This is a genomic window from Leifsonia sp. 2TAF2 (genome assembly GCF_052115085.1).
Lineage (GTDB): Bacteria > Actinomycetota > Actinomycetes > Actinomycetales > Microbacteriaceae > Leifsonia.
Genome location: NZ_JBFRFY010000001.1, coordinates 178,533 through 203,991, shown reverse-complemented (window position 1 = coordinate 203,991; position 25,459 = coordinate 178,533). Strand labels below are relative to the sequence as shown.

General features: G+C 70.8%; 25 protein-coding genes. 22 read left to right on the top strand and 3 right to left on the bottom strand.

Annotated elements, in window-relative coordinates; translation table 11 throughout:
- Nucleotides 1-105: 105 nt before the first annotated feature.
- From AB4Z18_RS00975 to AB4Z18_RS00935, 9 genes are all read left to right on the top strand, one after another.
- The gene (locus AB4Z18_RS00975; RefSeq protein ID WP_441780835.1) at nt 106-1,293 is read left to right on the top strand and encodes an LLM class flavin-dependent oxidoreductase; all 1,188 of its coding nucleotides are present in this window, start codon (nt 106-108) and stop codon (nt 1,291-1,293) included.
- 49 nt (nt 1,294-1,342) lie between these two features.
- Nucleotides 1,343-2,035, top strand: coding sequence for a CE1759 family FMN reductase (locus AB4Z18_RS00970; protein WP_441780834.1), 693 nt, complete (start codon nt 1,343-1,345; stop codon nt 2,033-2,035).
- Between the two features lie 144 nt (nt 2,036-2,179).
- Entirely contained in the window at nt 2,180-3,658 is a 1,479-nt protein-coding gene (locus AB4Z18_RS00965; RefSeq protein ID WP_441782952.1) for a glycosyltransferase, read from the top strand.
- 100 nt (nt 3,659-3,758) lie between these two features.
- Nucleotides 3,759-4,490, top strand: a complete 732-nt coding sequence (locus AB4Z18_RS00960; protein ID WP_441780833.1) for an ABC transporter ATP-binding protein — start codon at nt 3,759-3,761, stop codon at nt 4,488-4,490.
- On the top strand, nt 4,487-5,818 hold the full coding sequence (locus tag AB4Z18_RS00955) for an FtsX-like permease family protein (protein ID WP_441780832.1): 1,332 nt from the start codon (nt 4,487-4,489) through the stop codon (nt 5,816-5,818). Before AB4Z18_RS00960 ends, AB4Z18_RS00955 begins: the two co-directional genes overlap by 4 nt.
- Before the next feature lie 35 nt (nt 5,819-5,853).
- Nucleotides 5,854-6,168 carry a chorismate mutase gene (locus AB4Z18_RS00950; protein ID WP_441780831.1) on the top strand — a complete coding sequence of 105 codons (315 nt, stop codon included), beginning with the start codon at nt 5,854-5,856 and terminating at the stop codon, nt 6,166-6,168.
- A 2-nt stretch (nt 6,169-6,170) separates the two neighbouring features.
- The gene (locus AB4Z18_RS00945) at nt 6,171-7,094 is read left to right on the top strand and encodes an SDR family NAD(P)-dependent oxidoreductase (protein WP_441780830.1); all 924 of its coding nucleotides are present in this window, start codon (nt 6,171-6,173) and stop codon (nt 7,092-7,094) included.
- A gap of 115 nt (nt 7,095-7,209) precedes the next feature.
- Entirely contained in the window at nt 7,210-8,121 is a 912-nt protein-coding gene (locus AB4Z18_RS00940; protein ID WP_441780829.1) for an ATP-binding cassette domain-containing protein, read from the top strand.
- Nucleotides 8,118-8,951: an ABC transporter permease subunit gene (locus AB4Z18_RS00935; RefSeq protein ID WP_441780828.1), complete on the top strand. Its 834-nt coding sequence runs from the start codon at nt 8,118-8,120 to the stop codon at nt 8,949-8,951. Before AB4Z18_RS00940 ends, AB4Z18_RS00935 begins: the two co-directional genes overlap by 4 nt.
- Nucleotides 8,952-9,012: 61 nt before the next feature.
- Here the strand turns inward: AB4Z18_RS00935 and AB4Z18_RS00930 are convergent, their stop codons facing one another.
- Nucleotides 9,013-9,306 carry a hypothetical protein gene (locus AB4Z18_RS00930; RefSeq protein ID WP_441780827.1) on the bottom strand — a complete coding sequence of 98 codons (294 nt, stop codon included), beginning with the start codon at nt 9,304-9,306 and terminating at the stop codon, nt 9,013-9,015.
- Nucleotides 9,307-9,369: 63 nt separating this feature from the next.
- On the opposite strand from AB4Z18_RS00930, the gene AB4Z18_RS00925 reads away from it, so the two are divergent.
- Nucleotides 9,370-10,650: a GNAT family N-acetyltransferase gene (locus AB4Z18_RS00925; protein ID WP_441780826.1), complete on the top strand. Its 1,281-nt coding sequence runs from the start codon at nt 9,370-9,372 to the stop codon at nt 10,648-10,650.
- A gap of 72 nt (nt 10,651-10,722) precedes the next feature.
- Here AB4Z18_RS00925 and AB4Z18_RS00920 read toward each other — a convergent pair whose 3' ends face one another.
- Nucleotides 10,723-12,009 carry an adenylosuccinate synthase gene (locus tag AB4Z18_RS00920; protein ID WP_441780825.1) on the bottom strand — a complete coding sequence of 429 codons (1,287 nt, stop codon included), beginning with the start codon at nt 12,007-12,009 and terminating at the stop codon, nt 10,723-10,725.
- Between the two features lie 135 nt (nt 12,010-12,144).
- Here AB4Z18_RS00920 and AB4Z18_RS00915 point away from each other — a divergent pair, with 135 nt between their 5' ends.
- From AB4Z18_RS00915 to AB4Z18_RS00865, 11 genes are all read left to right on the top strand, one after another.
- Nucleotides 12,145-14,859 (top strand): MMPL family transporter, encoded by a 2,715-nt coding sequence (locus tag AB4Z18_RS00915; RefSeq protein ID WP_441780824.1) that lies wholly within the window; start codon nt 12,145-12,147, stop codon nt 14,857-14,859.
- The gene (locus AB4Z18_RS00910) at nt 14,856-16,775 is read left to right on the top strand and encodes a YhgE/Pip domain-containing protein (protein WP_441780823.1); all 1,920 of its coding nucleotides are present in this window, start codon (nt 14,856-14,858) and stop codon (nt 16,773-16,775) included. Before AB4Z18_RS00915 ends, AB4Z18_RS00910 begins: the two co-directional genes overlap by 4 nt.
- 57 nt (nt 16,776-16,832) lie before the next feature.
- Nucleotides 16,833-17,279, top strand: a complete 447-nt coding sequence (locus AB4Z18_RS00905) for a hypothetical protein (RefSeq protein ID WP_441780822.1) — start codon at nt 16,833-16,835, stop codon at nt 17,277-17,279.
- Between the two features lie 9 nt (nt 17,280-17,288).
- A complete protein-coding gene (locus AB4Z18_RS00900) occupies nt 17,289-18,404 on the top strand; it encodes a sensor histidine kinase (RefSeq protein ID WP_441780821.1) in 1,116 nt (371 codons plus the stop codon).
- Entirely contained in the window at nt 18,401-19,069 is a 669-nt protein-coding gene (locus AB4Z18_RS00895; RefSeq protein WP_441780820.1) for a response regulator, read from the top strand. The genes AB4Z18_RS00900 and AB4Z18_RS00895 overlap by 4 nt, the downstream gene beginning before the upstream one ends.
- Before the next feature lie 78 nt (nt 19,070-19,147).
- A complete protein-coding gene (locus AB4Z18_RS00890; RefSeq protein ID WP_441780819.1) occupies nt 19,148-19,813 on the top strand; it encodes a TetR/AcrR family transcriptional regulator in 666 nt (221 codons plus the stop codon).
- A complete protein-coding gene (locus AB4Z18_RS00885) occupies nt 19,810-20,517 on the top strand; it encodes a hypothetical protein (RefSeq protein WP_441780818.1) in 708 nt (235 codons plus the stop codon). Before AB4Z18_RS00890 ends, AB4Z18_RS00885 begins: the two co-directional genes overlap by 4 nt.
- The gene (locus AB4Z18_RS00880; protein ID WP_441780817.1) at nt 20,514-22,367 is read left to right on the top strand and encodes a YhgE/Pip family protein; all 1,854 of its coding nucleotides are present in this window, start codon (nt 20,514-20,516) and stop codon (nt 22,365-22,367) included. The genes AB4Z18_RS00885 and AB4Z18_RS00880 overlap by 4 nt, the downstream gene beginning before the upstream one ends.
- Nucleotides 22,368-22,446: 79 nt before the next feature.
- Complete coding sequence (locus AB4Z18_RS00875; RefSeq protein ID WP_441780816.1) at nt 22,447-22,611, top strand: hypothetical protein; 165 nt, start codon at nt 22,447-22,449, stop codon at nt 22,609-22,611.
- Between the two features lie 29 nt (nt 22,612-22,640).
- Nucleotides 22,641-23,486, top strand: a complete 846-nt coding sequence (locus AB4Z18_RS00870; protein ID WP_441780815.1) for a metallophosphoesterase — start codon at nt 22,641-22,643, stop codon at nt 23,484-23,486.
- Complete coding sequence (locus tag AB4Z18_RS00865; RefSeq protein ID WP_441780814.1) at nt 23,483-23,908, top strand: DUF3052 family protein; 426 nt, start codon at nt 23,483-23,485, stop codon at nt 23,906-23,908. Before AB4Z18_RS00870 ends, AB4Z18_RS00865 begins: the two co-directional genes overlap by 4 nt.
- A gap of 17 nt (nt 23,909-23,925) precedes the next feature.
- On the opposite strand, the gene AB4Z18_RS00860 is transcribed toward AB4Z18_RS00865, so the two are convergent.
- The gene (locus tag AB4Z18_RS00860) at nt 23,926-24,561 is read right to left on the bottom strand and encodes a TrmH family RNA methyltransferase (RefSeq protein ID WP_441780813.1); all 636 of its coding nucleotides are present in this window, start codon (nt 24,559-24,561) and stop codon (nt 23,926-23,928) included.
- A gap of 94 nt (nt 24,562-24,655) precedes the next feature.
- Here AB4Z18_RS00860 and AB4Z18_RS00855 point away from each other — a divergent pair, with 94 nt between their 5' ends.
- A complete protein-coding gene (locus tag AB4Z18_RS00855; protein WP_441780812.1) occupies nt 24,656-25,453 on the top strand; it encodes an HAD-IIA family hydrolase in 798 nt (265 codons plus the stop codon).
- Nucleotides 25,454-25,459: the final 6 nt, after the last annotated feature.

The following is a 25,459-nucleotide window of genomic DNA, read 5'->3' as shown; positions in this document are numbered from 1 at the left end:
GCTCTACCCGCTGACCGTCGCCCGCGGCAGGATGGGAATACCTCACCGCCTGTCGCGTTGTATGCATTTGCATAGAAACGGCGAGAACAACCAGAGGAGCCAGACATGCAGTACGGAATCTTCTCCGTCAGCGACATCACCCGGGACCCGGTCTCCGGTGAGACGCCGAGCGAGGCGGAGCGCATCGACGCGATCGTGAAGATCGCGACCCACGCGGAGGAGGTCGGCCTGGACGTCTTCGCGATCGGCGAGCACCACAACCCGCCGTTCTTCTCCTCGTCCCCCACCACCCTGCTGGCCCACATCGCCGCCCTCACCGAGAAGCTGACGGTCACCACCTCGACCACGCTGATCACGACCAACGACCCGGTGCGCATCGCCGAAGAGTACGCGATGCTCCAGCACCTGTCGAAGGGCCGCATGGATCTGATGGTCGGCCGCGGCAACACCGGCCCCGTCTACCCGTGGTTCGGTCAGGACATCCGGCAGAGCCTGCCCCTGGCGCTCGAGAACTACAACCTCCTGCACCGCCTGTGGCGTGAGGACGTCGTGGACTGGGAGGGACGCTTCCGCACCCCGCTGCAGGGCTTCACCTCCACCCCGCGGCCCCTCGACGACGTTCCGCCGTTCGTGTGGCACGCCAGCATCCGCACGCCGGAGGTCGCCGAGCAGGCCGCCTTCTACGGCAACGGCTTCTTCGCCAACAACATCTTCTGGCCGAAGGAGCACTTCCAGCGGCTGATCGCGTTCTACCGCGAGCGCTTCGAGCACTACGGCCACGGCACAGCGAAGGAGGCGATCGTCGGACTCGGCGGCCAGGCCTTCATCGCGAAGAACTCGCAGGACGCCAAGAACCAGTTCCGCCCCTACTTCAACGAGGCGCCTGTCTACGGCAACGGCCCGACGATGGAGGAGTTCACCGACGCCACGCCGCTCAGCGTCGGCAGCCCGCAGGAGATCATCGACAAGACCCTCACGTTCCGCGAGTGGGCCGGCGACTACCAGCGCCAGCTCTTCCTCATGGACCACGCGGGCCTGCCCCTGAAGACGGTGCTCGAGCAGCTCGACCTGCTGGGCGAGCACGTCATCCCGGTGCTGCGCAAGGAGACCGAGGCCCGCAAGGACCCGGAGACGCCGGATGCGCCCACCCACGAGTCGCTCGTGAAGGCCAAGTACGGCGACGCCGACCCGCGCCAGCCGCGTCCCAACGCCAACCGTGGCGACAACGTGACCGGCGGATCCCCGTACCAGGACACCGAGGCCGAGGTCGAGGCGAGCTACCCGGCGCTCTGACGTCGACGCTCACCGAGACTCGACACTCGATCCGAGAGAAGGACAGACCATGACCACAACCGCCCAGCGACCGTTCCGCGTCGTCGTGGTGAACGCGGGCGTCAGCGACCCGTCGTCCACCAAGATGCTCGCCGACCGGCTCGCCCTCCGCACGGAGGCGGCCGCCCAGCGCGACGGCCGCACGGTGGAGACGCTCAACCTCGACCTCCGCGAGCTGCTGCCGGAGCTCGGCGCGGCGCTTGCGTCCGGGCACCTCGGCCCGAAGTTCACGAAGGCGGTGGAGGCGCTGAAGTCGTCCGACGGGATCATCGCGGCGGCCCCGGTGTACAAGGCCGGCGCGAGCGGGCTGTTCACCTCGTTCTTCCAGGTGCTCGACAACGACCTCCTCATCGCCAAGCCGGTCGTGCTCGCCGCGACCGCCGGCACCGCGCGCCACGCGCTCGTGGTCGACGGCGAGATGCGGTCGCTGTTCGCGTTCCTCCGCACGATGACCACGCCGACCTCCGTGTTCGCCTCCACCGAGGACTGGCAGGACAAGGCGCTCGGCAAGCGCATCGACCGGGCGGCGCGGGAGCTGGTCGTGCTCATGGAGTCCGAGGTCGAGTCGAAGATCACCGACAGCTCCTGGGACAGCTACCAGCACGAGTTCGGTTCGGCCGGCGGCAACGAGCTGGGCATCGACCTCGGCTCGGACCTCATGCGGCTCGCCGCGGGCGGGACGTTGCCGGGGGCGCGCACGTAGACGCAGCCCGCAGGGCACTGCGCCACGCCTTCCATCCGCGAACAGGCCCCGGGTCTCCCGGGGCCTGTTCGCGCGTTCGGGCGCCGTGCCACGCGGTAGGGTGCAGGGTAGAACAGGGAGGTCTTGGGGTTGGACGTTCTCACCGTGCTGCAGTGGATCGGCGTCGTCGTGTGCCTGATCCTCGCGCTCTCCGGTCTCATCCCGGTGGTCGCTGCTGCCGCGACCTTCGTGGTCATCCCGTTCCACGCGTGGATCAACCACTACAAGAAGGCCGCCCCGTACCTCCCGCGCGTCGCCATCGTCGTTCCCGCCTGGAACGAGGGCGCGGTGATCGGCGCCTCCATCGACCGGCTCATGAAGCTCGACTATCCGCGTGAGGCGCTGCGCATCTACGTCGTCGACGACGCGAGCACCGATGACACCCCGGACGTCGTCACCGACCGCGCCGCCCGGTACCCGGGAAACGTGCACTTGCTGCGCCGCGAGCAGGGCGGCCAGGGCAAGGCGCATACGCTCAACCACGGCATCGAGAAGGTGCTCGAGGACGACTGGATGGAAGCGCTCCTCATCATGGACGCCGACGTCATCTACACCCCCAACTCGCTGCGCCGCATGACCCGCCACCTGGCCGACCCGGAGGTGGGCGCGGTCTCGGCGTACATCCACGAGGGCAGCGAGGACCGCAACTGGCTGACCAAGTTCATCAGCACCGAATACGTGCTGTCGCAGCCCGCCGCGCGCCGGGCGCAGAACGTGCTCGGGGCGCAGGCGTGCCTGGCAGGGGGCGCGCAGCTGCACACCCGCGAGAACCTGCTCGCGATCGGCGGCCGGATCGACACGACGACGCTGGCCGAGGACACCATCACGACGTTCGAGACGCAACTGCAGGGCCGGAAGGTCGTGTTCGAGCCTCACGCGCACGTGCTGGCGGAGGAGCCGCGGGCGATCGACGGACTGTGGAAGCAGCGGCTGCGCTGGGCGCGCGGAAACGTCTCGGTGACCGCGCGGTACGCCAAGGTCTGGTTCCGCCCGTCGCGGCGTCACAATCTGGGCGGGATCAGTTTCGGGATCGTCTGGTTCAGCCTGTGGCTGCTCCCTCTGATCATGATCATATCCTCGATCGGACTGGCCGGCCTGCTGTTCCTGCAGAACGAGCTCGCCACGGGCATCTTCCGGGCGCTGTGGATCTCGGCCTCGCTCGCCTACCTTTTCGTCTTGATCCTCGGTTCGCTGACGGACGCCAGAACGACAAAGCGCGAGCTGGGCCATGTCCTGCTGTTCCCCGGCATCATCAACATGATCGTGATGATCACGGCCCTCTTCCCGCCGGTGACCCTGGTCTGGTTGCCCGGCCTCTTCGGGGTGACGCTCGACAGCACCGCGCTGTTCGCCCTCACCCTCGCCATCTACATCTGGATCCCGTTCTCGATGGTCTTCGCGTGGCTTGCGCGGAAGTCCGAGAAGACGCGCGCCGGCCGCTGGCTTGCCCCGACGCTCATCTACCTTGCGGGCTACGGGTCGCTGCTCTGCGCGATCACGTTCGACTCCTACCTCAAGGAGCTCGCCGGCGCCGAAGCGCGGTGGGACAAGACGGAGAAGGTCGGCCGGGTCGCCGCCGGCTGATCCCTCATACCTCGGGACCACATCCTGAGGATGACGCGGGTGCGCTGGGATGCCTCTGGCGACCGATGCCCTCCGTCCGGCGCTGCGCCAGCCTGAGGGCATGACAACTGCACCGCCTCCTTCTGCCGCCCCGGCCCCGGCTCCCACCTCGGCCCTCACCGCCTCCCGGCTCGTCAAGACCTACGGCCCCTCGACCGCGCTCGCCGGAGTCGACTTCCGGGTCGACCCCGGGGAGTCCGTCGCCATCATGGGCGCGTCCGGCTCGGGGAAGACGACTCTGCTGCACTGTCTCGCCGGGATCGTCCGACCGGACAGCGGCTCCGTGATGCTCACCACCGCGCGCGGACCCCTGGAGGTGACCGCGCTCGACGAGAGGGGTCGCTCGCGGCTGCGGCGGGAGTCGTTCGGTTTCGTCTTCCAGCAGGGGCTGCTGCTGCCCGAGCTGACCGCAGTGGAGAACGTCGCCCTCCCGCTGATGCTCACCGGAACCGACCGGCGCGCGGCCGAGCAGACGGCCGCCATGTGGCTCGCCGCCCTCGGTCTCGCCGGTTTCGAAGCACGGCGCATCGGCCAGCTCTCCGGCGGTCAGGCGCAGCGCGTGGCCATCGCCCGCGCGCAGACCACTGGGGCATCCGTCGTGTTCGCCGACGAGCCGACGGGCGCGCTCGACTCCGCCACGTCCGCGGAGGTGATGGATGCGCTCATCCGCTCGACCACCGACCGCGGCCGCTCCCTCGTGGTCGTCACGCACGACGAGTCCGTCGCGGCGCGCTGCTCGCGCGTCCTGCGGCTGGCCGACGGACGGATCGTCGACGAGGTGACCGCGCGATGACCACCCTTCGTCTGGCGTGGCTGTTCGCCCGCCGCAGCTTCTCCGCCCGCTCCACCGTCGTGCTCCCGGTGACCGCCTTCGCCGTGGTCACCGCGCTGCTGCTGATCGTCGCGGGCGGCGCCCAGGCCTTCTTCTCCTGGACCGACGACATGGCCGGGATGTACCAAGCGCTCGCCGTGATCGCTCTCGCTCTCCTCGTGGTGCCCCTTCTCGCCCTCGGCGGCTCGGCCGCGCGACTATCGGCGCGGCGACGCGACGACCGGTTGGCGAGCCTGCGGCTGCTCGGCGCGACCCCACGGATGGTCACCGGCCTCACCGTCATCGAGTCGACCGTCCTGGCGCTCGCCGGCGCCCTCGCCGGCGTCATCCTGTCCCTCCTGGCCTCTCCGTTGGTCGGGCTCATCCCCTTCCGTGGCGAAGCCCTCGGGATGTCGGTACTTCTCAGCCCCGGATGGATGGCCGTCGCGGTCGCGGGGATCGGCGCACTGGCTGCCCTCAGCGCGGTCGTCGGCCTGCGCGGTGTCATCCTGTCGCCCCTCGGCGTCCGCACCCGGGAGCAGGCGCCGCGCATCCACTGGGTTCGTGCGGTGGTGAGCGTTGCGGTGATCGCAAGCGTCTTCGCCGTGCTCATGGCGCTGCAGGCCGTCGCCGACGTGGGCGTCGTGCTGGCGGTCCTCGCTGTCGGGTTCGGGGGAAGCGTCGCCGTGCTGAACCTGATCGGTCCGTGGGTGCTCCGCCTGGTCGCCACCGGACAGGCCCGGCGTGCCCGGACCGTCCGGCGACTGCTCGCGGCGCGCAGCATCCTGGAGTCGCCGAAGGCAGCCTGGCGGCAGGTGTCCGGTGTCGCCATGACGAGCTTCATGGCCGTGTTCGCCGGGGTCGGCGTCTCGCTGATGGATGCGGCGGGCGATTCAGCGGATCCGACGTCCCGCCTCCTCGTCGCCGACATCCGCACCGGAGTCATCATCACGGTCGTCGCCTCGTTCCTCATGGTCGCGTGCTCCGCGGGCGTCAACCAGGCGGCCGGCGTCCTCGACCGCCGTGACCTCTATGTCAGCCTCGACCGGATCGGGATGCCCGTCTCCGAGATGAACGCGGCCCGCAGCCGCGCGGTGCTGTCGCCGCTGCGCATCGTGGGGATCGGCTCCGCCGTCACCGCTGCCGTGGTCGTCTTCCCGCTCACCGGGATGAGCCTGCTGCTGTCACCGCTGACCCTGATGGTGGTGGCCGCATGCCTGGCGGCGGGCGTCCTGCTGGTCTGGGCTGCGCTGCGTGCGACCCGGCCGGTGCTCGACCGCGTGCTCGCGGAGCCGTCGCCGAGCCTGTGAGCGGGCGCGCGCTACGCGTCCAGTAGGGTCGAGGCATGGGTGAGAACCGGGAGCGGGAGGATGCGCTGGCTGAGCTGCACAGCATCCGGCAGAGCATCGACAACATCGACGCGGCGGTCATCCACATGCTTGCCGAACGGTTCAAGTTCACTCAGCAGGTGGGTGCCCTGAAGGCGGAGCACGGGCTGCCGCCCGCGGATCCGGAGCGCGAGAAGGAGCAGATCCAGCGCCTGCGCGCTCTCGCGGAGGAGAGCCACCTCGACCCGGCCTTCGCCGAGAAGTTCCTCACCTTCATCGTCGCCGAGGTCATCCACCACCACGAGCGCATCGCCGGCGAGAACGGTCGCTAGGGGTGTCCTGGGATCCGTCGGCGCTGCCGGACGCCCACGGGCGCACGGTCGTGGTCACCGGCGCCAACGCCGGGGTCGGCTACTGGACCTCGGAGCAGCTGGCCCGCGCCGGCGCCCACGTGGTCCTCGCCTGCCGCGACCCCGAGCGGGCCGAGGCGGCCCTCTCGGCGATCCGCCGCCGGGTGCCGCGTGCGAGCGTCGAGGCGATGCCGTTGGATGTCACCGACCGGCGCTCGATCGATGCGACGGCTGACGCCCTGCTCGGACGCGGCCGAGTGGATGCGCTGGTGCTGAACGCGGGAATCGTGCACCCGCCGGGCGAGCGGCAGACCGACGCGTACGGCAACGAGCTCGTGCTCTCGACGAACATCCTCGGGCATTTCCGTCTGGTGGCGCGCACGCTTCCGGCGCTCGTCGCCGCGACGGATGCACGCGTCGTCACGCTCGGCTCCCTGGCGTCCCGCCTCGGCCGGCTGCGCCTCGACGACCTGCAGCTCGAGAGCGGCTACACGTCCTGGCGCGCCTACGCCGGCTCCAAGATCGCCGCGCAGGTGTTCGGCTTCGAGCTCGACCGCCGGCTGCGTGCCGCCGGATCGTCGGTGCAGAGCGTCGTCGTGCATCCCGGCTATTCGACCTCGGGCAGGACGCCGGGTATCCGCGGCGTCAACCATCCGTCGCGCCTGAAGCGCTTCGCCGACAACCTGCAAGCGGCGTGGACTCAGGGCAAGGACTCAGGAGCGCACGCTCCGGTGCGCGCGGTCCTCGACCCAGCGGTCTCCGGCGGGGACTATCTCGGACCGGCCGGCTGGACGAAGGGGCCGCCCATCCACACGCCGGCGACCCGCGCCTCCCGATCGCCGCGGCTCGGGGCCGCCCTGTGGCCGCTCCTCGAAGACGCGGCCGCGCAGCCGTTCCCGCTTCCTTAAATCCCGTATATCTGCTTCTGCGGGCGCACCCAGCCGTCATGAACCGCCGTGGGGTGCCGTCTAAACAGACGAGGCCGACGGACACACCGCGGCCGCGCTACAGAAGGATTTGCACGTGATCACGTTGGATCGATTGTCGAAACGCTACGGGGACCGGTTGGCGGTGGACACCGTCTCAGCAACCATCGAGCCGGGCCGGGTCACCGGCTTCCTCGGCCCGAATGGGGCAGGAAAGTCCACCACCATGAGGATGATCATGGGATTCGATCGACCGGACAGCGGGACCGCTCTCGTCGCCGGCGGCCGGTACGCCGAGCTGCGGTCGCCGCTGCGCACCGTCGGAGCCCTGCTCGACGCCAAGGCCGCCCACCCGGGCCGCACCGCCCGACAGCATCTCCGGGCGCTCGCGGCCACCAACCGCATCCCACGTCGTCGCGTCGACGAGGTGCTCGGCCTCGCGGGCCTCGACTCCGTCGCCGACAAGCACGTCGGCGGTTTCTCGCTCGGGATGGGGCAGCGCCTCGGAATCGCGACAGCGATGCTCGGCGACCCGGAGATCCTCATCCTCGACGAGCCGGTCAACGGCCTCGATCCCGAGGGTGTGCGCTGGGTGCGCGAGTTCACCCGGTCGCTGGCCGACGAGGGCCGCACGGTGCTGCTGTCGTCCCACCTGATGAGTGAGATGGCACAGACCGCCCACCACGTCATCGTGCTCGGGCAGGGCCGCCTGCTGGCGGACGCTCCCATCGCGGACCTCGTCGCCGGCGCGACCACCGATTTCGTCCGCGTCCGTGCTGAGCGGATCGGGGCACTGGCAGACGCGTTGGCCTCTCCCGACGTGACCGTCACGCGCGCGACCGACGGCGCCCTCGAGGTGCGCGGTCTCGGCGCAAGCCAGGTCGGCCGGTCCGCAGCCTCGGCCGGCATCGCGCTCGAGGAGCTCCGCGTCGTCCGAGCCTCACTGGAGGACGCCTACCTCGAGCTGACCAGGGATTCCGTCGAGTACCGGACGGGGGCGACCCGATGACCGCGATCCGCACTACTCCGCCCACTCGCCGGATGTCGGGCTCCGCGGTCACGTTCGGCGGCATCCTCGCCTCCGAGTGGATCAAGCTCCGCTCGCTTCGCTCGACGTGGTGGATCCTGATCTCCGTGGTCGCCGTCGAGCTCACGATCGGCTTCCTGGTGGCCTTGCTCGCCCCCGGCGACTACCTCACGCAACTCCGCGGCGCTGCGGCCCTTCCGGGCCTCTCCTTCCTCGTCGGCATCAGCCTGCTCTTCGTGCAGTTGATCGTCGTCGTCCTCGGATCCCTCAGCATCACGTCGGAGTTCGGCACCGGCATGATCCGTGCATCGTTCGCCGCTGTCCCCAACCGGGCGTCACTTCTGGCGGGCAAGGCTGTCGTCGCCGCCCTCGTCTCCTTCGTCACCGGGACCGTCGCCGCGGCCGCGTCGTGGGCCGTCGTCTACTCCGTGCTCGTCGCGCAGGGAGCATCCATTCCCCTCGACGATCTCTCCCCCGTCTTCTGGTGCGTCTTCGGGACGGGGGCAGCACTCGCGTGCACCGCGGTGTTCAGTCTCGGCATCGGGTCGCTCGTGCGTTCCTCGGCTGCGGCGATCGCGATCTCGGTCGGCGTGCTCTTCATCCTGACGGTGGTCCTCCAGACCGTGATCGGCCTGGCGTCGATCACGTGGCTGACTCCGGTGCAGAACTACCTCCTCGGCCCGGCTGCCAGCGGTGTCGTCACCGGCATGAACGGCTCCCTGAGCCAATGGCAGAGCCTGCTCGTCGTCCTCGCGTGGGCGGCGGTGCCGTTCTTCAGCGGCGTCATCGCGGTACGTCGACGCGACGCGTGACCTGCACGACCGGCGGTCGCCTCACAGGTGACCGCCAGTTCTCGTCGCTGCCCGCCTCGGGCTACTCCGCGACGACGATGGTCAGGAGGCGATGGTCGCCGGGGACCTTCGCACGGAGGGCCTCACGCGCGGAGGCGTAGTCGGCTCCCTCAGCCTCGATCTCGGCGACGGCGGACTCGCGGATGATCGCCTTCGCGATCACCCGGCCCCCTCGCGGCATCGCATTGTGCACCTGCAGCAGGTCGTATCCCTCCGGCACCTGCTCCACGATGAGCGCCCGTGCCGACTCCGCGTCATCGGCCTCCGCGGTGAGCTCCTGCGTGAGGCTGCTCTGGATGAGACCGTGCACCTTCATGCTTCAACGCTAGCGGAACCCGCGGGCCTCCCGTCGCCGGAGCCCGCCCGATACGGTGAGGGGATGGACTTCCTCACCCAGCCCATCGACCCCACTTCTGAATGCGACCTCGCCGCCGGGAGCTTGCGCCTGACACTGGTCGACACGACCGACGCGGCCGCCTTCGACGGCTGGATCCGCGCCGACTTCCGCGGCTTCCACAGTGAACGGCCGAAGGAGGAGGTGCTGGAGGAGGCGCGCGGGTACCTCGGTGGACGACGCACCACCGGGGTCTACGACGATGCGATTCCGGCCCACGAACCGGTGGGCACGGTGAACTCCTGGGTAGCGCCTCTGACCGTCCCGGGCGGCGAGCGGGTCGACGCGTGGGCGATCAGCTCCGTGACCGTCGCGCCGACGCACCGCCGTCGTGGCATCGCCCGGGCACTCCTCGGCGGTGAGCTGCGCACGGCGCATGAGCTCGGCATCCCGCTCGCGATCCTCACGGTCTCCGAGTCAGTGATCTACGGACGCTGGGGCTTCGGCCCGGCGACGTATGCGACGGCGTGGTCCGTCGACACGAAGCGGGTGCGCTGGGCGGGCTCGGAGACGACCGGGCGGCTGTCGTTCGCCGAGCCCGAGGAGTACCGGGAGACCGGGGAGCGCGTACTCGAGAACGTCATGGCCGGCCGAGCCGGCGAGATCGGACTCGAGCCGTACCTGGCGCACCGCCTGATCGGCCCGCTGAAGGGCAACTCGGAGGCGGACAAGTACCGCCTCGTGCGCTACGACTCCGTCGACGGCGAGCCGGAGGGCTTCGTCTCGTACACCGTGAAAGGCGACGACGACTTCACCCGCCACACGGTCGAGGTGAACTACCTCGCGGCGGCGACCGACGAGGCTCTCGCCGCGCTCTGGCGGTTCCTGCTCGAGCTCGACCTGGTGGCCTCCGTGAAGATCTGGACGCGCGGGGTCGACGAGCCGCTCCCGGCTCTCGTGTCAGACATCCGCGGCGCCACGGTGACGGCCGTCGAGGATCACCTGTGGGTGCGCATCCTCGACGTCCGGGCCGCCCTGGAAGCGCGGACCTACGAGCGCGACGGCTCTCTGGTGCTGGAGGTGGCGGACGACCTCGGTCTCGCGGCGGGCCGGTTCCGGCTCACCGTGACCGACGGACGCGCGTCCGTCGTCGCGACCGACGACCCGGCCGACGTCACGCTGCCCGTGAACGCTCTCGGCAGCGTCTACCTCGGCCACGACGTCGCGCGCGGCCTGGCCGTCGCCGGGCGCATCCACGGCGACGCCGCCGCCCTCGACCGCCTGTTCCGCACGCAGGTTCCCCCGCGCCTCAGCACCTGGTTCTGACGCCTAGTTGACACGACACGCCGTCGCGCCAGGCGGCGTGACGGCGTGTCGTGTCAACTGGATGGGCTGGGATCAGTCGATCAGGTCGTGGCGGACGATGATCTGGTCGCGGGCAGGGCCGACGCCGATCGCCGAGATGCGCGCGCCGGAGAGGCGCTCCAGGGCGAGCACATAGTCCTGCGCGTTCTGCGGGAGATCCTCGAAGGCGCGGGCGCCGCTGATGTCCTCGGTCCAGCCAGGGAACTCCTCGTAGATCGGCGTCGCGTGGTGGAAGTCGCTCTGCGACGCGGGCACCTCGTCGTGGCGCACGCCGTCGACGTCGTAGGCGACGGCCACCGGGATGCGCTCGATGCCGGTCAGCGTGTCGAGCTTCGTGAGCACGAAGTCGGTCACCCCATTCACACGGGCGGTGTAGCGGGAGACCGGCGAGTCGTACCAACCGGTGCGGCGCGGACGGCCGGTGGTGGTGCCGAACTCGAAGCCGCGCTCGCGCAGGAACTCGCCCCACTCGTCGAACAGCTCGGTCGGGAACGGGCCGGCGCCGACGCGCGTCGTGTAGGCCTTCACGATGCCGATGACGCGGTCGATGCGGTTCGGCCCGATGCCGGAGCCGGTCGCCGCGCCGCCGGCGGTGGAGTTGGAGGACGTGACGAACGGATACGTGCCGTGGTCCACATCCAGCATCGTCGCCTGGCCGCCCTCGAACAGGACGTACTTGCCGTCCTCCAGGGCGGTGTTGAGCAGCAGCGAGCTGTCGACCACCATCGGGCGCAGGCGCTCGGCGTACTCGAGCAGCTGCTCCACGACCTCGTCGACCGTGATCGCGCGGCGGTTGTAGACCTTCACCAGCAGGTGGTTCTTCTGGTCGAGTGCGCCCTCAACCTTCTGGCGCAGGATGTTCTCGTCGAAGAGGTCCTGGATGCGGATGCCGACGCGGTTGATCTTGTCGGCGTAGGTCGGGCCGATGCCACGGCCGGTGGTGCCGATCTGGCGCTTGCCGAGGAAGCGCTCGGTGACCTTGTCGATGGTGCGGTGGTACGAGGTGATCACGTGCGCGTTCGAGCTGACCTTGAGGCGTGAGACGTCGACGCCGCGCGCGATGAGCGCATCCAGCTCTTCGAAGAGCACCTCGATGTCGACGACGACGCCGTTCGCGATGACCGGCGTGACGCCCTCGGTGAGGATGCCAGACGGCAGCAGGTGCAGGGCGTACTTCTCGTCGCCGATGACGACCGTGTGGCCGGCGTTGTTGCCGCCGTTGAACTTGACGACGTAGTCGATACGGCTACCCAGGACGTCGGTCGCCTTGCCTTTGCCTTCGTCGCCCCACTGGGCGCCGATGATCACGATCGCGGGCACGTTGGAGTCCTCTCGATGGATGGAACGCGTCGGCGCCACGCGGACGACCGTCGCACTCGATCCTATCGTGACGGCCATTTTCGGCCGGACACCCGCTATTGTCGCGGGGCCCGGTGCGGTCCTACATTGAGCGCGATGTCGTCCCTGCTGTACCGCCTGGGTCGGTACGCGTACCGCGCGCGCCGGCGGGTGGTAGCGGGCTGGCTCATCCTGCTGGCCCTGCTGATCGTCTCGGCGGGCCTGCTGAGCCACGGCACGGACAACACGTTCACGATCCCCGGCACGGAGTCGCAGAACGCGCTGGATGCCCTGGCTCGCACGTTCCCGGAGGTGAGCGGGGCGTCGGCGCAGTTGGTCGCCGTCGCACCGAAGGGCGGGAGCGTAGAGGAGGCCGGATTCGAGTCCGCCGTCGAGCACACGGTCACCGAGCTGGCGGCCATTCCGCAGGTCACGGCGGCTTCGTCCCCGTACTCCGGACCGTCGACGGGCAACGTCAGCGCCGATGCCTCCGCGGTGCTGGTGCCCATCCAGCTGTCGGTGCCGACGACGCAGGTGCTCCCGAGCACGAGCGCGGCGCTGCAGGCGGCGGGTTCGTCGCTGGAGAAGTCGCTTCCGCCGGGGTCGCAGGTGGCCGTCGGCGGTCAGGTGTTCTCCTCGTCCGTTGCAGGCATCAGCGTGACGGAGCTGCTGGGTCTCGCGGTCGCCTTCGTGGTCCTGGTGCTGACGTTCGTCTCGTTCGTGGCCGCCGGGATGCCGCTGCTGACCGCGGTCCTCGGCGCAGCCCTGTCGCTGTCGGCGATCTTCATCTCGACCCACTGGCTCACGGTCGCCTCGACCACCCCGCTGCTCGCGCTGATGCTGGGGCTGGCGGTCGGGATCGACTACGCCCTCTTCATCATCTCCAGACACCAGGAGCAGGTGAAGGAGGGGCTGGATGCGGAGGAGTCCGCCGCCCGCTCGACCGCCACTGCGGGCTCGGCGGTGGTGTTCGCGGCGGTGACCGTCATCATCGCGCTGCTCGGGCTGGCCGTGGCGCGCATCCCGTTCCTGACGACGATGGGCGTGGCGGCGGCGCTGGCGGTCGCCGTCGCGGTGCTCGTCGCGCTCACGCTGACGCCGGCGCTGCTCGGGTTCGCGGGGGTGCGGATCGTGGCGAAGCGGTTCCGGCCGGGGGCTGCGGAGGGGGCGCCCCCGCATGGTCGGCGCCGGCCGGCGCGTCCACGGCGGCCCCGTTCCGAGCATCCCGTCGCCCGCGGCTGGGTGCGCCTGGTGACGCGCATCCCCGTGCTCACCATCGTCGTGGTGATCGCGGCCCTGGGCGCCCTCGCGCTGCCCGCCGCCCAACTCCGGCTCTCCCTTCCGGACGCCGGATCTCTCGGCGAGGACGAGCCGGCCCGCATCACCTACGACCTGGTGGCGGAGCATTTCGGGCCGGGATACAACGGGCCGCTCGTCGTCACCGGCTCCGTCATCGGCAGCACCGACCCCGTGGGGCTCATCACCGACGTGGCCGACGAGCTGAGGTCCGTGCCGGGCGTGGCGGCGGTGCCGTTAGCGACCCCCAATCCGGACGGCGACACCGGGATCGTGCAGGTCATCCCGGACGGCGCTCCGGACTCCGAACGCACGCAGGAGCTCGTGGCGACCCTGCGCTCGCTGCACGACCACTTCGAGCGCGAGTACGGCATCGACCTCTCGGTGACCGGCTACACCGCCGCGGGCATCGACATCTCGGCGCGGCTGGCCGGCGCACTCCTCCCGTTCGCCCTGCTCGTGGTCGGCCTGTCGCTCGTGCTGCTCGCGATGGTGTTCCGCTCCATCGTCGTGCCGGTCACCGCGGCGCTCGGCTACCTGCTGAGCATCGGGGCGGCGTTCGGAATCACGAGCCTGGTGTTCATGAACGGGTTCCTCGCCGGTCCGCTGCACGTCGCCCACCTCGGTTCGATCATCAGCTTCATGCCGATCATCCTGATGGGCGTGCTGTTCGGCCTGGCCATGGACTACGAGGTGTTCCTGGCCAGCAGGATGCGCGAGCGCCACATCCTCGGCGATGCGCCGCGCGATGCCATCCACAACGGCTTCGTCGGGTCCGCCCGTGTCGTGACGGCCGCCGCGATCATCATGTTCGCCGTGTTCGCGGCGTTCATCCCCGAGGGCGACGCCTCGATCCAGCCGATCGCTTTGGGCCTCGCGGTGGGCGTCGCGATCGACGCCTTCGTCGTGCGCATGACGCTCATCCCCGCTGTTCTTGTGCTCTTCGGCGGGGCGGCATGGTGGATGCCGCGCTGGCTGGACCGCGCTCTGCCGCACTTCGACATCGAGGGCGAGGGGCTGCGCTCCGAGCTGGAGGCCGCCGATTGGCCCGTGCCCGACGAAGCGTTCGCCGTCGCCGCCGAGGGCGTCCGCGCCGGTGGCTCCGGGCCAGTGGATGCGCTGCTCATGCCGGGCGAGGCGCTGATCGTCGCCGACCGCGAGCACACGGCGCTGTGCCTGGCGATCGCTGGACGCATCCCCCTCGCGGCCGGGCGGCTCAAAGTCGCGGGTCTTCTCCTTCCGGCGCGGCGTGCCGACGTGCGCGGGCGGGTGGGGGTCGTGCTGCTCGACCGCACCACGGACGCCGCGGACGCGGTGCGGGTCGCGCTCCGCGGGCCGCCCGCCGTCCTCGTCGTCGACGGGGCGCAGACGGTCACCGGCGAGGAGCGGGAACGGCTCGCCGCACTGCTTCAGGGGGCGCTGCTCGACAGGGTCGCCGTCGTGCTCGGCGCGAGCAGGAAGGCCGCCGTGGCCGACCTGCTGTCGGCAGACCCGGAACCGCTGGACGAACCGAACGAACGGGAGCGCATCCCATGACCCACACGCCCTTCGACGCCCACGCCGGGAGCGAGAGGACGCGCGCGCTGACCCTCGTCGGACTCGCCCTGGCGCCCCTGCTCGTGACGGCCGCGCTCACCTGGGGGCTGCTCGCGCCCGGCCAGCACCTCGATCGCGTGACGGCGGCCGTGGTCAACGACGACACACCCGTCACGGTCAACGGGAAGACCGTTCCGCTCGGGCGACAGTTCGCGGGCGCCCTCATCTCGGGCGGCTCGATCTCGGTGACGGATTCCTCTGGCTCCTCCTCAACCGCAGCTGAGGCGCCGCCGGCGAACGGCTCCTCGAACTTCACGTGGGTCCTCACCAACGACGACGACGCGACCAGCGGGCTCGCCAGCGGAGCGTACGCGGCTGTGCTCACCATCCCGGCTTCGTTCTCGGCTGACGCGACCTCGATCGGCGGCCCAGCTGCGAGCGCGGAGCACGCGACGGTCACCGTGCGGACGAGCCCGGCCGCGTCCCTGATCGACCCGGCGCTGACCGCGGCCGTCACCCAGGCGGCCACCGCCTCCCTCGACCGGCAGCTGACCGTCCAGTACCTGCAGAACGTGTACGCGGGCTTCAACACGATCGACCAGCAGATCGGGCAAGCGGCGACCGGAGCCGAGAGCCTGTCTTCCGGCGCGGCCTCGCTCGCGAGCGGGACGCAGACGCTCGCGACCGGCGCGGCCTCCCTGAATTCAGGAGCGCAAGCCCTGTCTGCCGGAGCGCAGTCCCTGTCTTCAGGACTGGACGTCCTGAGTTCAGGCACACAGGCCCTTCCGAGCCAGACCGCCGACCTGGCCGCGGGGTCGGCCGCCCTCGCCTCCGTCGCCGACCAGGCCGCCGCCGGGGCCGCGGACGCGACGACCCGGTTCACGCAAGTGGTGGCCGAACTCTGCGCGACAGGGCCCGCCGCGCTGTGCTCCCGGGCCAACGCGGCGCTCGCCCGCCTGCAGACCGCGAACGGGGATGCCGCTGCCCTGGCGGGCGCGACGGATCAGCTCGCCGCCGGCAACGCGGCCCTCGCCACGGCAACCCCGCAGATCGTCGACGGCATCGACGCGTCGGCTTCGGGCGCCACGCAGGTGGCCGCGGGTGCCGCGCAGACCGCCGCCGGGGCCGCGCAGGTGAGCGACGGAGCCGCCTCCGCCGCGTCCGGCGCCGCGCAGACCGCGTCGGGGGCTGCACAGCTCTCCTCGGGACTGCAGCAGGCGGCCGGATCGATCCCCACCTATTCGGACAGCGACATCACCACGCTCTCGGCAGTGGCCGCCCAGCCGGTGCTGACCCAGCAGAAGCCGCCGCCCGCGGGCATCGCGTCCCTTCCGCTGTTCGTGGTGCTCGCGCTGTGGCTGGGCGGGCTCATCACCGCGCTCGCTCGCCGGGCCGTGCCGTCGCGACTCCTGATGACGACCGCTCCCTCCGCGGAGATCGCGCTCCGGTCGGCGGGAATCGTCGCACTGATCGGGGCCGGGCAGGGCGTGATCGTCGCGGGTGCCGCGCAATTCGCTCTCGGGCTTCGCCCCGACCTGTGGCTCGCGTTCGCGCTCGCGGCGGCGTTCGTCGGGGCCGTGTTCGGCATCCTCAATCAGGCTCTGGCGGCGGCGTTCGGTGGCGTCGGGCGGCTGATCGCGCTCGCCATCGGGCTCATCGCCCTGGTCGCCGGGTTCTCGTCGACCGTCCCACCGGCGCTGTCCGGACTCGCCGGAGTGCTGCCGACCGCGCCCGCCCTGCAACTGGTGCGGTCGGCCGCGGTGGGCGATGCGCCGGCGGCGTGGGGCGCGGTCGGCCTGCTCCTCGTCTGGGCTGTCGGCGGCCTCGCGCTGACCTTCGCCGCCGTGGCCGCGCGGCGGAACGTCCCGCTGAGGGAGCTCATGCCCAGCGTGACCCGCGCATCCACCGTTCGATGACGGAGTGGGGCCGGACGATGGATACGGGGATGCGGCGTTCCACGCGACCCTGAGGACATGACCAACACGTTCCCCCCGCCAGGCGTGGCCGAAGCCGCGCCGACGGCCGCCGCGGCGCGCCGCTCCGCCTTCCGTCCGATCCTCGCCCTCCTTGCCGGCTTCGGCGTGGTCAGCCTGGTGATGATCGCCGCACTCATCACCCTGTCGATGCTGGGCAACTCGATCGACACCGCCGTCTGGGTCCGCTGCTCCCTGGTGCTCGGCAGCGCGATCGTCCTCTACGCCATCGCGGTCAGTGCGTCCCGTGGCTCGCGCCCGGCCTGGCTGCGCCTGCGAATCATCAGCGTGGTCGTGGTGGCGGCCGTCGTCGTGATCGTGTCGATTCCGGGCTTCCTCCCCGGCTGGGTGCGCGTCGAGCAGGCCGTCTGCGGTGTGCTCGTGCTGCCCGCCGCCGTCCTGATGAACCTTCCCAGGATGCGTGCCCACTTCCCACGGCGCGCGTAGGGTCTGCCTATGGTCGATCCGCGCTGGCGGGCCGTGCTCGCGGTCGCGCCCTACGTCGTGCTCGGGATCCTGGTCGCCTTCGTGCTCGGCGTGCAATGGGGCGACCAGGCCGAGCTGGTCCCGGAACTGCTGCTCTGCGCCGGCTACGCACTGTTGCTGATCGTGCTGCGCGACGTCCCGACCCCGTGGCGAGGCCGCCCCGTCACGATCGGGATTCTGATGACCGGGCTCATCGGCATCAACTTCGCGCTCGTGCTGCTCCAGCCCTCCTTCGCGTTCCTCACCATCGCGACGTTCTCGGTCGCCTACTCGCTGGTGCCGTGGCCGTGGGAGTTGCTCTCGGTCGGCGCGACCGCTGTGGTCGCCGGGCTGGCGCAGGGATCGGGGTTCGGCTCCGGGGTCGCGGGGACCCTCGGGCGCCTGCTCGTGGTGACGGTCAACGTTGTCGCGATGTGCGGCCTGGCCTGGGGTCTCCGGCTCTCCCACCAGCAGCTGATGGTGACCACCACGGAGGCGGAACGGGCACGGCTGGCGCGCGAGATCCACGACACGCTCGCCCAGGGTTTCGCGGGGATCGTCGCGCAACTGCAGGCGGCCGAGCACGCTCCGGACGATGCGGCGCGCAGCCATCACACCGACGCCGCCCTCGCCCTGGCCCGCGACGGCCTCGCCGAGGCCCGGCGGTCGGTGCGGGCCCTTCGCCCCGCCGCCCTGGATGCGGTCGGACTGCCCGAGGCCATCGCCGAGACCGCGCGCCGCTGGTCCGGCCGCACCGGCATCCCGGTCGATGTGCGGGTGAGTGCCGACGCCCGGCTGCTGACGACGGAGGCGGAGGTCGCGCTGCTGCGCACCGCCCAGGAGGCGCTCGCCAATGTGGAACGCCACGCCCACGCCGAGCGCGTCGCCGTCACCCTGCGGCACGACCCGCGCGCCGTGCGACTCGAAGTGCGCGACGACGGCCGCGGATTCGAGTCGGCGAAGGACGTAGTCGCCTCGGCCGGCTACGGAGGCGGCGGCTTCGGCCTGATCGCGATGCGCGAGCGGATCGCCGCCCTGGCCGGCGACCTCGTCGTCGATTCGGCTCCGGGACGCGGAACCACGATCCGGGCGGAGGTGCCGCGGTGAGCCCGGCCGATGGCGTCACTCCGCCGGTGCGGCTGCTCGTCGCCGACGACCATCCCGTGGTGCGCGACGGCATCGTCGGCATGGTCTCCTCGGACCCGGGGATCGAGGTGGTCGGCGAAGCGTCCGACGGCGCGGAAGCGGTGCGTCTCGCGCGTGCGCTGGAGCCGGATGTGGTGCTCATGGACCTGCGGATGCCGGGAACCGACGGGGTCACCGCGATCCGCGAACTGCATCGCCTCAGGGTCGCGGCCCGCGTCGTGGTGCTGACGACCTACGACTCGGAGGCCGACGTGCTTCCCGCCATCGAGGCCGGCGCAACCGGATACCTCCTCAAGGACGTCCCCCGCGACGAACTCCTCCGCGCCGTCCACGCGGCGGTCGCCGGCCACTCCTCGCTCGCCCCCTCCGTCGCCTCCCGTCTCGTCGATCGGGTGCGGACCCCGGAGTCGAGCCTGCTCAGCCCCCGCGAATTGCAAGTGCTCGCCCTGGTCGCCGACGGCGCCACCAACCGCGACGCGGGCGCACGGCTGCATCTCAGCGAGGCCACCGTGAAGACCCACCTGCTCAGCGTCTACACGAAGCTCGGCGTCGGCGACCGTGCTGCTGCGGTCGCCGAGGGCTTCAGGAGGGGGCTGCTCGACACGGGCGAGCGCGCTGGGCGGTAGCGACGGCCGACCTCGGTCGCTGCCGCAGCACTCGTCGCTAAGTTGCACACCGATGTGCAAGAAGCGTACGATGGAGTCATGCCCACCCCGACAACACGCGCTCCACGGCGCGACGCGACCGCCAACCGCGAGGCCATCCTCCAGGCCGCCGCCGTCGCCCTGAACGAGGACATCGACGCGTCCCTCGAGAGCATCGCCGCGCGCGCCGGCCTCAGTCGCCGCGCGGTCTACGGGCACTTCGCCACCCGAGACGAACTGCTCGTCGAAGTCTTCACGCGCGGCGCCCGTCGCCTCGCCGTCCTGCTCGACCCGGTGTCGCATCCCGACCCCCTGGTCGAGATCGCCCTGTTCGGTGCCACGCTGTGGGCCGAAGTCGAGCATGTGCGGGTGAGCGCGGCGCTCGCCGTCCGCGGACCGCACCGCGAGATGGTCGGCACTGCGCTCGACCCGGCGCGCGAGCGGCTGCGCGAGACCGTGGGCCGGGGCAGGGAGTCGGGCCGCATCCGCACCGACCTCGACCGCGAGACCGTCACCCGCCTCATCGAGAACGCCGCGGTTTCGGTGCTCGACGAGGCCACGCGCGCACGACTCAGCCCTTCGGCCGGCCATCGGCTGGTCATGCTGGCCGGGCTCAGCGCCGCCGGGATGGGCTGGCGCGAGGCGGGCGACCTGATCGCATCCAGCCCCGAACTGGCGTTCCGAGCGGCGGAGCACACCGACGAGACCGGAGGACAGGCCCGATGAAGGTCGAACTGCAGAAGGTCGCCAAGGGGCCGAAGAGCGCCGCTCTGCCGCCCACCTCCGCGAGTTTTGAGACCGGCCGCGCCTCCCTCGCGCGCGCCGAGACGGAGCAGCGACCCACCGTGCTCGGGCTGATCGCCTCCGGGAGGATGCGTCCCGACGCCGGCACCGTCACGATCGACGGCACGACCGACTACGCGGCTATGCGCCGCCGGATCGCCCTCATCGACGCGCCGGACGTCTCCGAGCCCGCCCCTGACGTCACGGTCGCCGGGATCGTCGCGGAAGAACTGATGTTCGCGGGCCGCCCGTCGCATCCCGTCGCTGTCAACCGCTGCCTGCGCGACCTCGGCGCCTCCGAGTGGGCGCGATACTCCATCGGCACCGTGCCGCCGACCGTCCGCATCCGCCTCCTCGCCGAGCTCGCGCTCCTCCGCAAGGGCGTGGATGCGCTGGTCATCGTCTCGCCCGACCGGCACGGCGGCGACCCGGTCGACTGGTGGCGGTTCGCCCGCGAGGTCGCCGGGCGCGACAAGGCCGTGCTGGTCGTCGCCGGCGACGCCTCCGCTGCGGCCATCGCGGCCGCCTCCCTGGTCGAGCGCTTCGGCGAGACCGGGCCAGACACTTTCGACGAAGACCCCGGCCGGGACGACACTGACGAGCTCCCGGACCTGATCGTGACCGAGCCCCTCGAGGAGGGCGTGTGAAGATCCCGCAGATGATCGCGGCGGAGTTCCGCCGCCTCACGGCGAACCCCATGTCCATCGTGGCGCTCGTCGCCCTGATGTGCGTCCCTGTGCTCTACGGAGGCCTCTACCTGTGGGCGAACCAGAACCCGTACGCGAACCTCGACCGCATCCCCGCGGCCATCGTCGTGGACGACGCGGGCACGACCGTCGACGGGAAGACCGTGAACTACGGGGATGACGTCGCCGACCAGCTCATCGAGGACGGCTCGTTCCAGTGGCACCGCGTGCAGAAGAGCTCTGCGGCACGTGGCGTGGACGACTCGAAGTACGACTTCAGCATCACCTTCCCGAAAGACTTCTCGTCGGCCCTCGCCTCGGCGTCCAGCACGAGCCCGCACCGCGCCGTCGTCACCCTGACGACCAACGACACCAACAGCTACCTCGCCTCGACCATCGGCACGCAGGCCGCGGAGAAGATCCGCACGTCGATCGTCAAGCAGGTCAACGAGCAGGCGGCGAAGCAGTTCCTCATCGGCCTCGCGGACATCCGCTCCAACCTCGTCACCGCGGTGGATGGCGCGAACAAGCTGGTCGACGGGAGTGCCAGCGCCCAGACGGGAGCGGCACAACTGGCGGACGGGACATCGCAGCTCGCGTCCGGCTCGCAGGAGCTGGCGGGCAAGCTCGGCGAGCTGGCCTCCGGCGCACAGCAGGTCAGCGACGGGGCGGCGCAGGTCGCCGCAGGCAATCAACAGCTCGCCGCGAAGGCGGATGAAGCGGGAGCCGCAGCAGCCCAGATCGCCGCAGCCGCACCCGCGGCACAGCAGGACCTGCTGAATCGGCTGGCCGCGGCCGGAGCCACCGAAGCCCAGCTCGCCGAGGTGAAGACAGTGCTCGGCGACCTCGACACGAAGGTGCAGTCCGGCAACAGCCAGATCCAGGGCGCCGTCGGCCAGATCAACCAGCTCTCCGCGGGCGCCGACCAGGTGGCGGGCGGCGCTTCGCAGGTCGCGTCAGGCTCTCAGCAGGCCGCGACAGGCGCGTCCCAGCTCGCGTCCGGCGCCTCCACGGCGGCGACCGGAGCGGCGCAACTGCGTGACGGGCTCACCACCCTGCACGACGGCACCGCTCAGCTGCGGGACGGGCTGAAGGAGGGTGTCGACCGCATCCCGGACAACTCCCCCAGCCTGCAGAGCAAGCAGGCGTCGACCATCGCCGACCCGGTGAACCTCAAGAACGACTCGATCACCTCCGCCGGCACCTACGGCGCGGGCCTCGCCCCGTTCTTCGTGTCGCTTGCGGCCTGGATCGGCATCTACGCTCTGTTCCTCATCGTGAAGCCGGTGTCCCGCCGCGCCATCACGGCACTGCACTCGCCCGTGAAGATCACCCTCGCGGGCTGGCTCACCCCAGGGCTCCTGGGCGCTGTGCAGATGATCGGGCTATTCGCGATCGTGGCGGGCGCGCTCGGCTTCCGGATCGACAATCCGCTCGGGATGTACGGGCTGATGGGGCTCGCATCCATCACCTTCGCGGCCATCATCCTGGCGCTGAACGTGTGGCTGGGAAGCGTCGGGCAGTTCCTCGGCCTGGTACTGATGGTGCTGCAACTGGTCACCGCGGGCGGCACGTTCCCGTGGCAGACGCTGCCCGGTCCGCTCGCCGCGCTGCACCACGCGCTGCCGATGTCGTACGCGGTGGACGGCATCCGTCAGCTGATGTACGGCGGCAACCCGGCAACCGCCTGGGCGGACGCGGGGGTGCTCGCCCTGTGGATGCTCATCGCCCTGCTGGTCTCGGCGATCGGTGTCACGCGGATGACCCACTTCCGGACCCTGCGCGACCTGCGTCCGTCGCTCATCGGGTAGCCGCAGCGCACCCCTGGTGGGCGGGCCGCCACCGGCGCTAGGGTGACGCCACCAGCAGACGACCCTCAGGAGGACGACCATGGCCGATCTCGAAGTGCAGGCGGCGCTCGCGCAGGCGCGCCAGGCGGCGAGCGCCGCGAGCTACGACATCCAGAAGCTGTCCGAGGACTCCATCGAACGGCAGGCGCTGCACAACCTCATCACCGCGGTGGACGCCATCATTCAGGCGCTCGACACCGAGTGAGCGACGGTGGCCGGCGCTAGGGTGGCGGCGTGACAGAAACGCTGCGCATCCTGCACCTCTCCGACACGCACCTCTACGGAGACGGCCGGCTGCAGTACGGGATCGTGGACACGCTGGCCGCACTCGATCGGGTCCTCGCCCGCGCGGCCTCGCTGCCCCGCGTCGACCTCGTCGCCGTCTCGGGCGACCTGTCGGACGACGGGAGCGCCGAGTCGTACCGCAAGCTCGCGGCCACGCTCGAGCCGTGGGCGGCCAAACGCGGCGCCGCACTGGTCTACGCGATGGGCAACCACGACGCGCCTGAAGCCTTCGAAGAGGTGCTCGGCGCACGAGAGACGGAGACGACCGTGCGCGGGTTCCGCGTCGTCACGGTCGACACGAGCGTGCCGCAGGCTGGCTATGGGCAGGTCGACGAGAGCCAGCTCGACCGGCTGCGCGACCTGCTGGCGACGCCGTCCGAGCGCGGCACCGTCGTCGTGCTCCACCACCCGCCGGTGAGTCCGACGACCGTGCTGTTCGAGCCGCTGCGACTGGTCGACCCGCAGCCGCTCCTCGACGTGTGCAGCGACGGGGATGTGGATGTGCGCCTCATCCTGGCCGGGCACTACCACCACGGCCTCGTGACGGAAGCGGGACCTGCGGGCATCCCGGTCGTCGTCGCGCCGGCGGTCGCCAACACGACCGACGTGCTGTGGCCGGCACCGCACGAACGGGCCGTCCGCGGGGCGGGTTTCGCATGGATCCAGCTGCCGGAGGACGGACCGATGCGGGCACACATGGTGACCGCGCCGGCTCCGGACGACGGCGAACTCGTCTACGACCTTGACGCCGAGGCGATCCAGCGCATCGCCGACGACGCCGGGTGGCATGGATGACGCCCACCGCAACCGGGTCGTCCGGCATGGCCGGATACTCGGGCACCCCGCTCTGGAAGAAGCTCGGCCTGAAGCCCGGGATGCGGGCAACGGTGCTCCACGCCGATGAGGGCTGGCGCATCCCCCTGGAGGACGGCCCGGAGGTCGTCTGGGCCGACGAGGGCGCACGGGGACTCATCCTCGCGTTCTACCGGAGCGCCGGCGAGATCCTGGCCGAACTCGACGCCCTCGGGGAGGACATCCGGCCCGACGGGATGCTCTGGGTGTCCTGGCCGCGCAAGGCCGGAGGACACGTCAGCGACATCGACGAGAACTTCATCCGCGACGCCGCACTCGCCCGCGGACTCGTCGACGTGAAGGTCGCCGCTCTCGACACGGACTGGTCGGCGCTGAAACTCGTCTGGCGGCGCATCAACCGGTAGCGCGCCAGCGCATCCCGCTAGGAGAACTGCACGTGCCGGCGCACCCACGCGTGCATGGCGATCGCCGCCGCCGCCGAGGCGTTGATCGACCGGGTCGAGCCGAATTGCGAGATCTCGACGACCGCATCCGCCGCCTCCAGCGCCCGCTCCGACAGCCCGGGCCCCTCCTGCCCGAACAGCAGCACGCAGTGGAGAGGCAGCGCGAAGGTCTCGAGTCGCACGGACCCGGGCACGTTGTCGATCGCGATCACCGGCAGCTTCTCGCTGCGCGCCCACGCGACGAAGCCGTCGACGTCGTCGTGGTGCACCACGTGCTGGTAGCGGTCGGTCACCATGGCGCCGCGCTTGTTCCAGCGCCGCCGGCCGATGATGTGGACGGTGTCGGCCGCGAACGCGTTGGCGCTGCGGACGATCGAGCCGATGTTCATGTCGTGCTGCCAGTTCTCGATGGCGACGTGGAACGGGTGGCGGTGCTGGTCGAGGTCGGCGACGATCGCCTCCATGGTCCAGTAGCGGTAGCGGTCGACCACGTTGCGGGTGTCGCCGTGCCGGAGCAGCTCGTGGTCGTATCGCGGGTCGTCCGGCCACTCCCCCGGCCACGGCCCCACGCCGTACGTCGTCAGCTCGTGCGTCGGGTTCGGCGTCTCATCCACTCGTTCAGCGTATCCACCAGCGCCCGTCGCCTCACTGCGTCCGGGGGACGGCCCCTAAGCTGGACGCATCCGCTTCCTGGTGAAAGGGGTCCACGTGACGCGTCGCGACGAGATCGAATGCTGGCTCACCGACATGGACGGCGTCCTCGTGCACGAGAACCAGGCGCTGCCCGGTTCGTCCGAGCTGATCCAGCAGTGGCGCGACCAGGGGACTCCGTTCCTGGTGCTGACCAACAACTCGATCTTCACGCCGCGCGACCTGGCGGCGCGCCTGCGCACCTCCGGGCTCGATGTGCCGGAGGAGTCGATCTGGACTTCCGCCCTCGCCACCGCCGACTTCCTCAAGTCGCAGATGCCCGGCGGCAGCGCCTACGTGATCGGCGAGGCGGGCCTGACGACAGCGCTCCACGAGGCGGGCTTCATCATGACCGACACGAACCCTGACTACGTGGTCGTCGGCGAGACCCGCAGCTACTCGTTCGACGCGATCACGAAGGCCATCCGGCTGATCGGCAAGGGCGCGCGGTTCATCTCCACCAATCCCGACGCCACCGGCCCGAGCGCCGAGGGACCGCTGCCGGCAACGGGCGCAGTCACCGCGATGATCACGAAGGCGACCGGGCGCGACCCGTACGTCGTCGGCAAGCCGAACCCGATGATGTTCCGCTCGGCGATGAACCGCATCGGCGCCCACTCCGAGAACACGGCCATGATCGGCGACCGGATGGACACCGACGTCGTCGCCGGGATCGAGGCGGGGCTGCACACCATCCTCGTCCTCACCGGCATCAGCGACCCGGCCGAGATCGAGCGGTACCCGTTCCGGCCCGACGAGGTGCTGCGCGGCGTCGACGAGTTGGTCGTCCGCGACCCGTTCGAGACCGAGCTCTGACGCGCG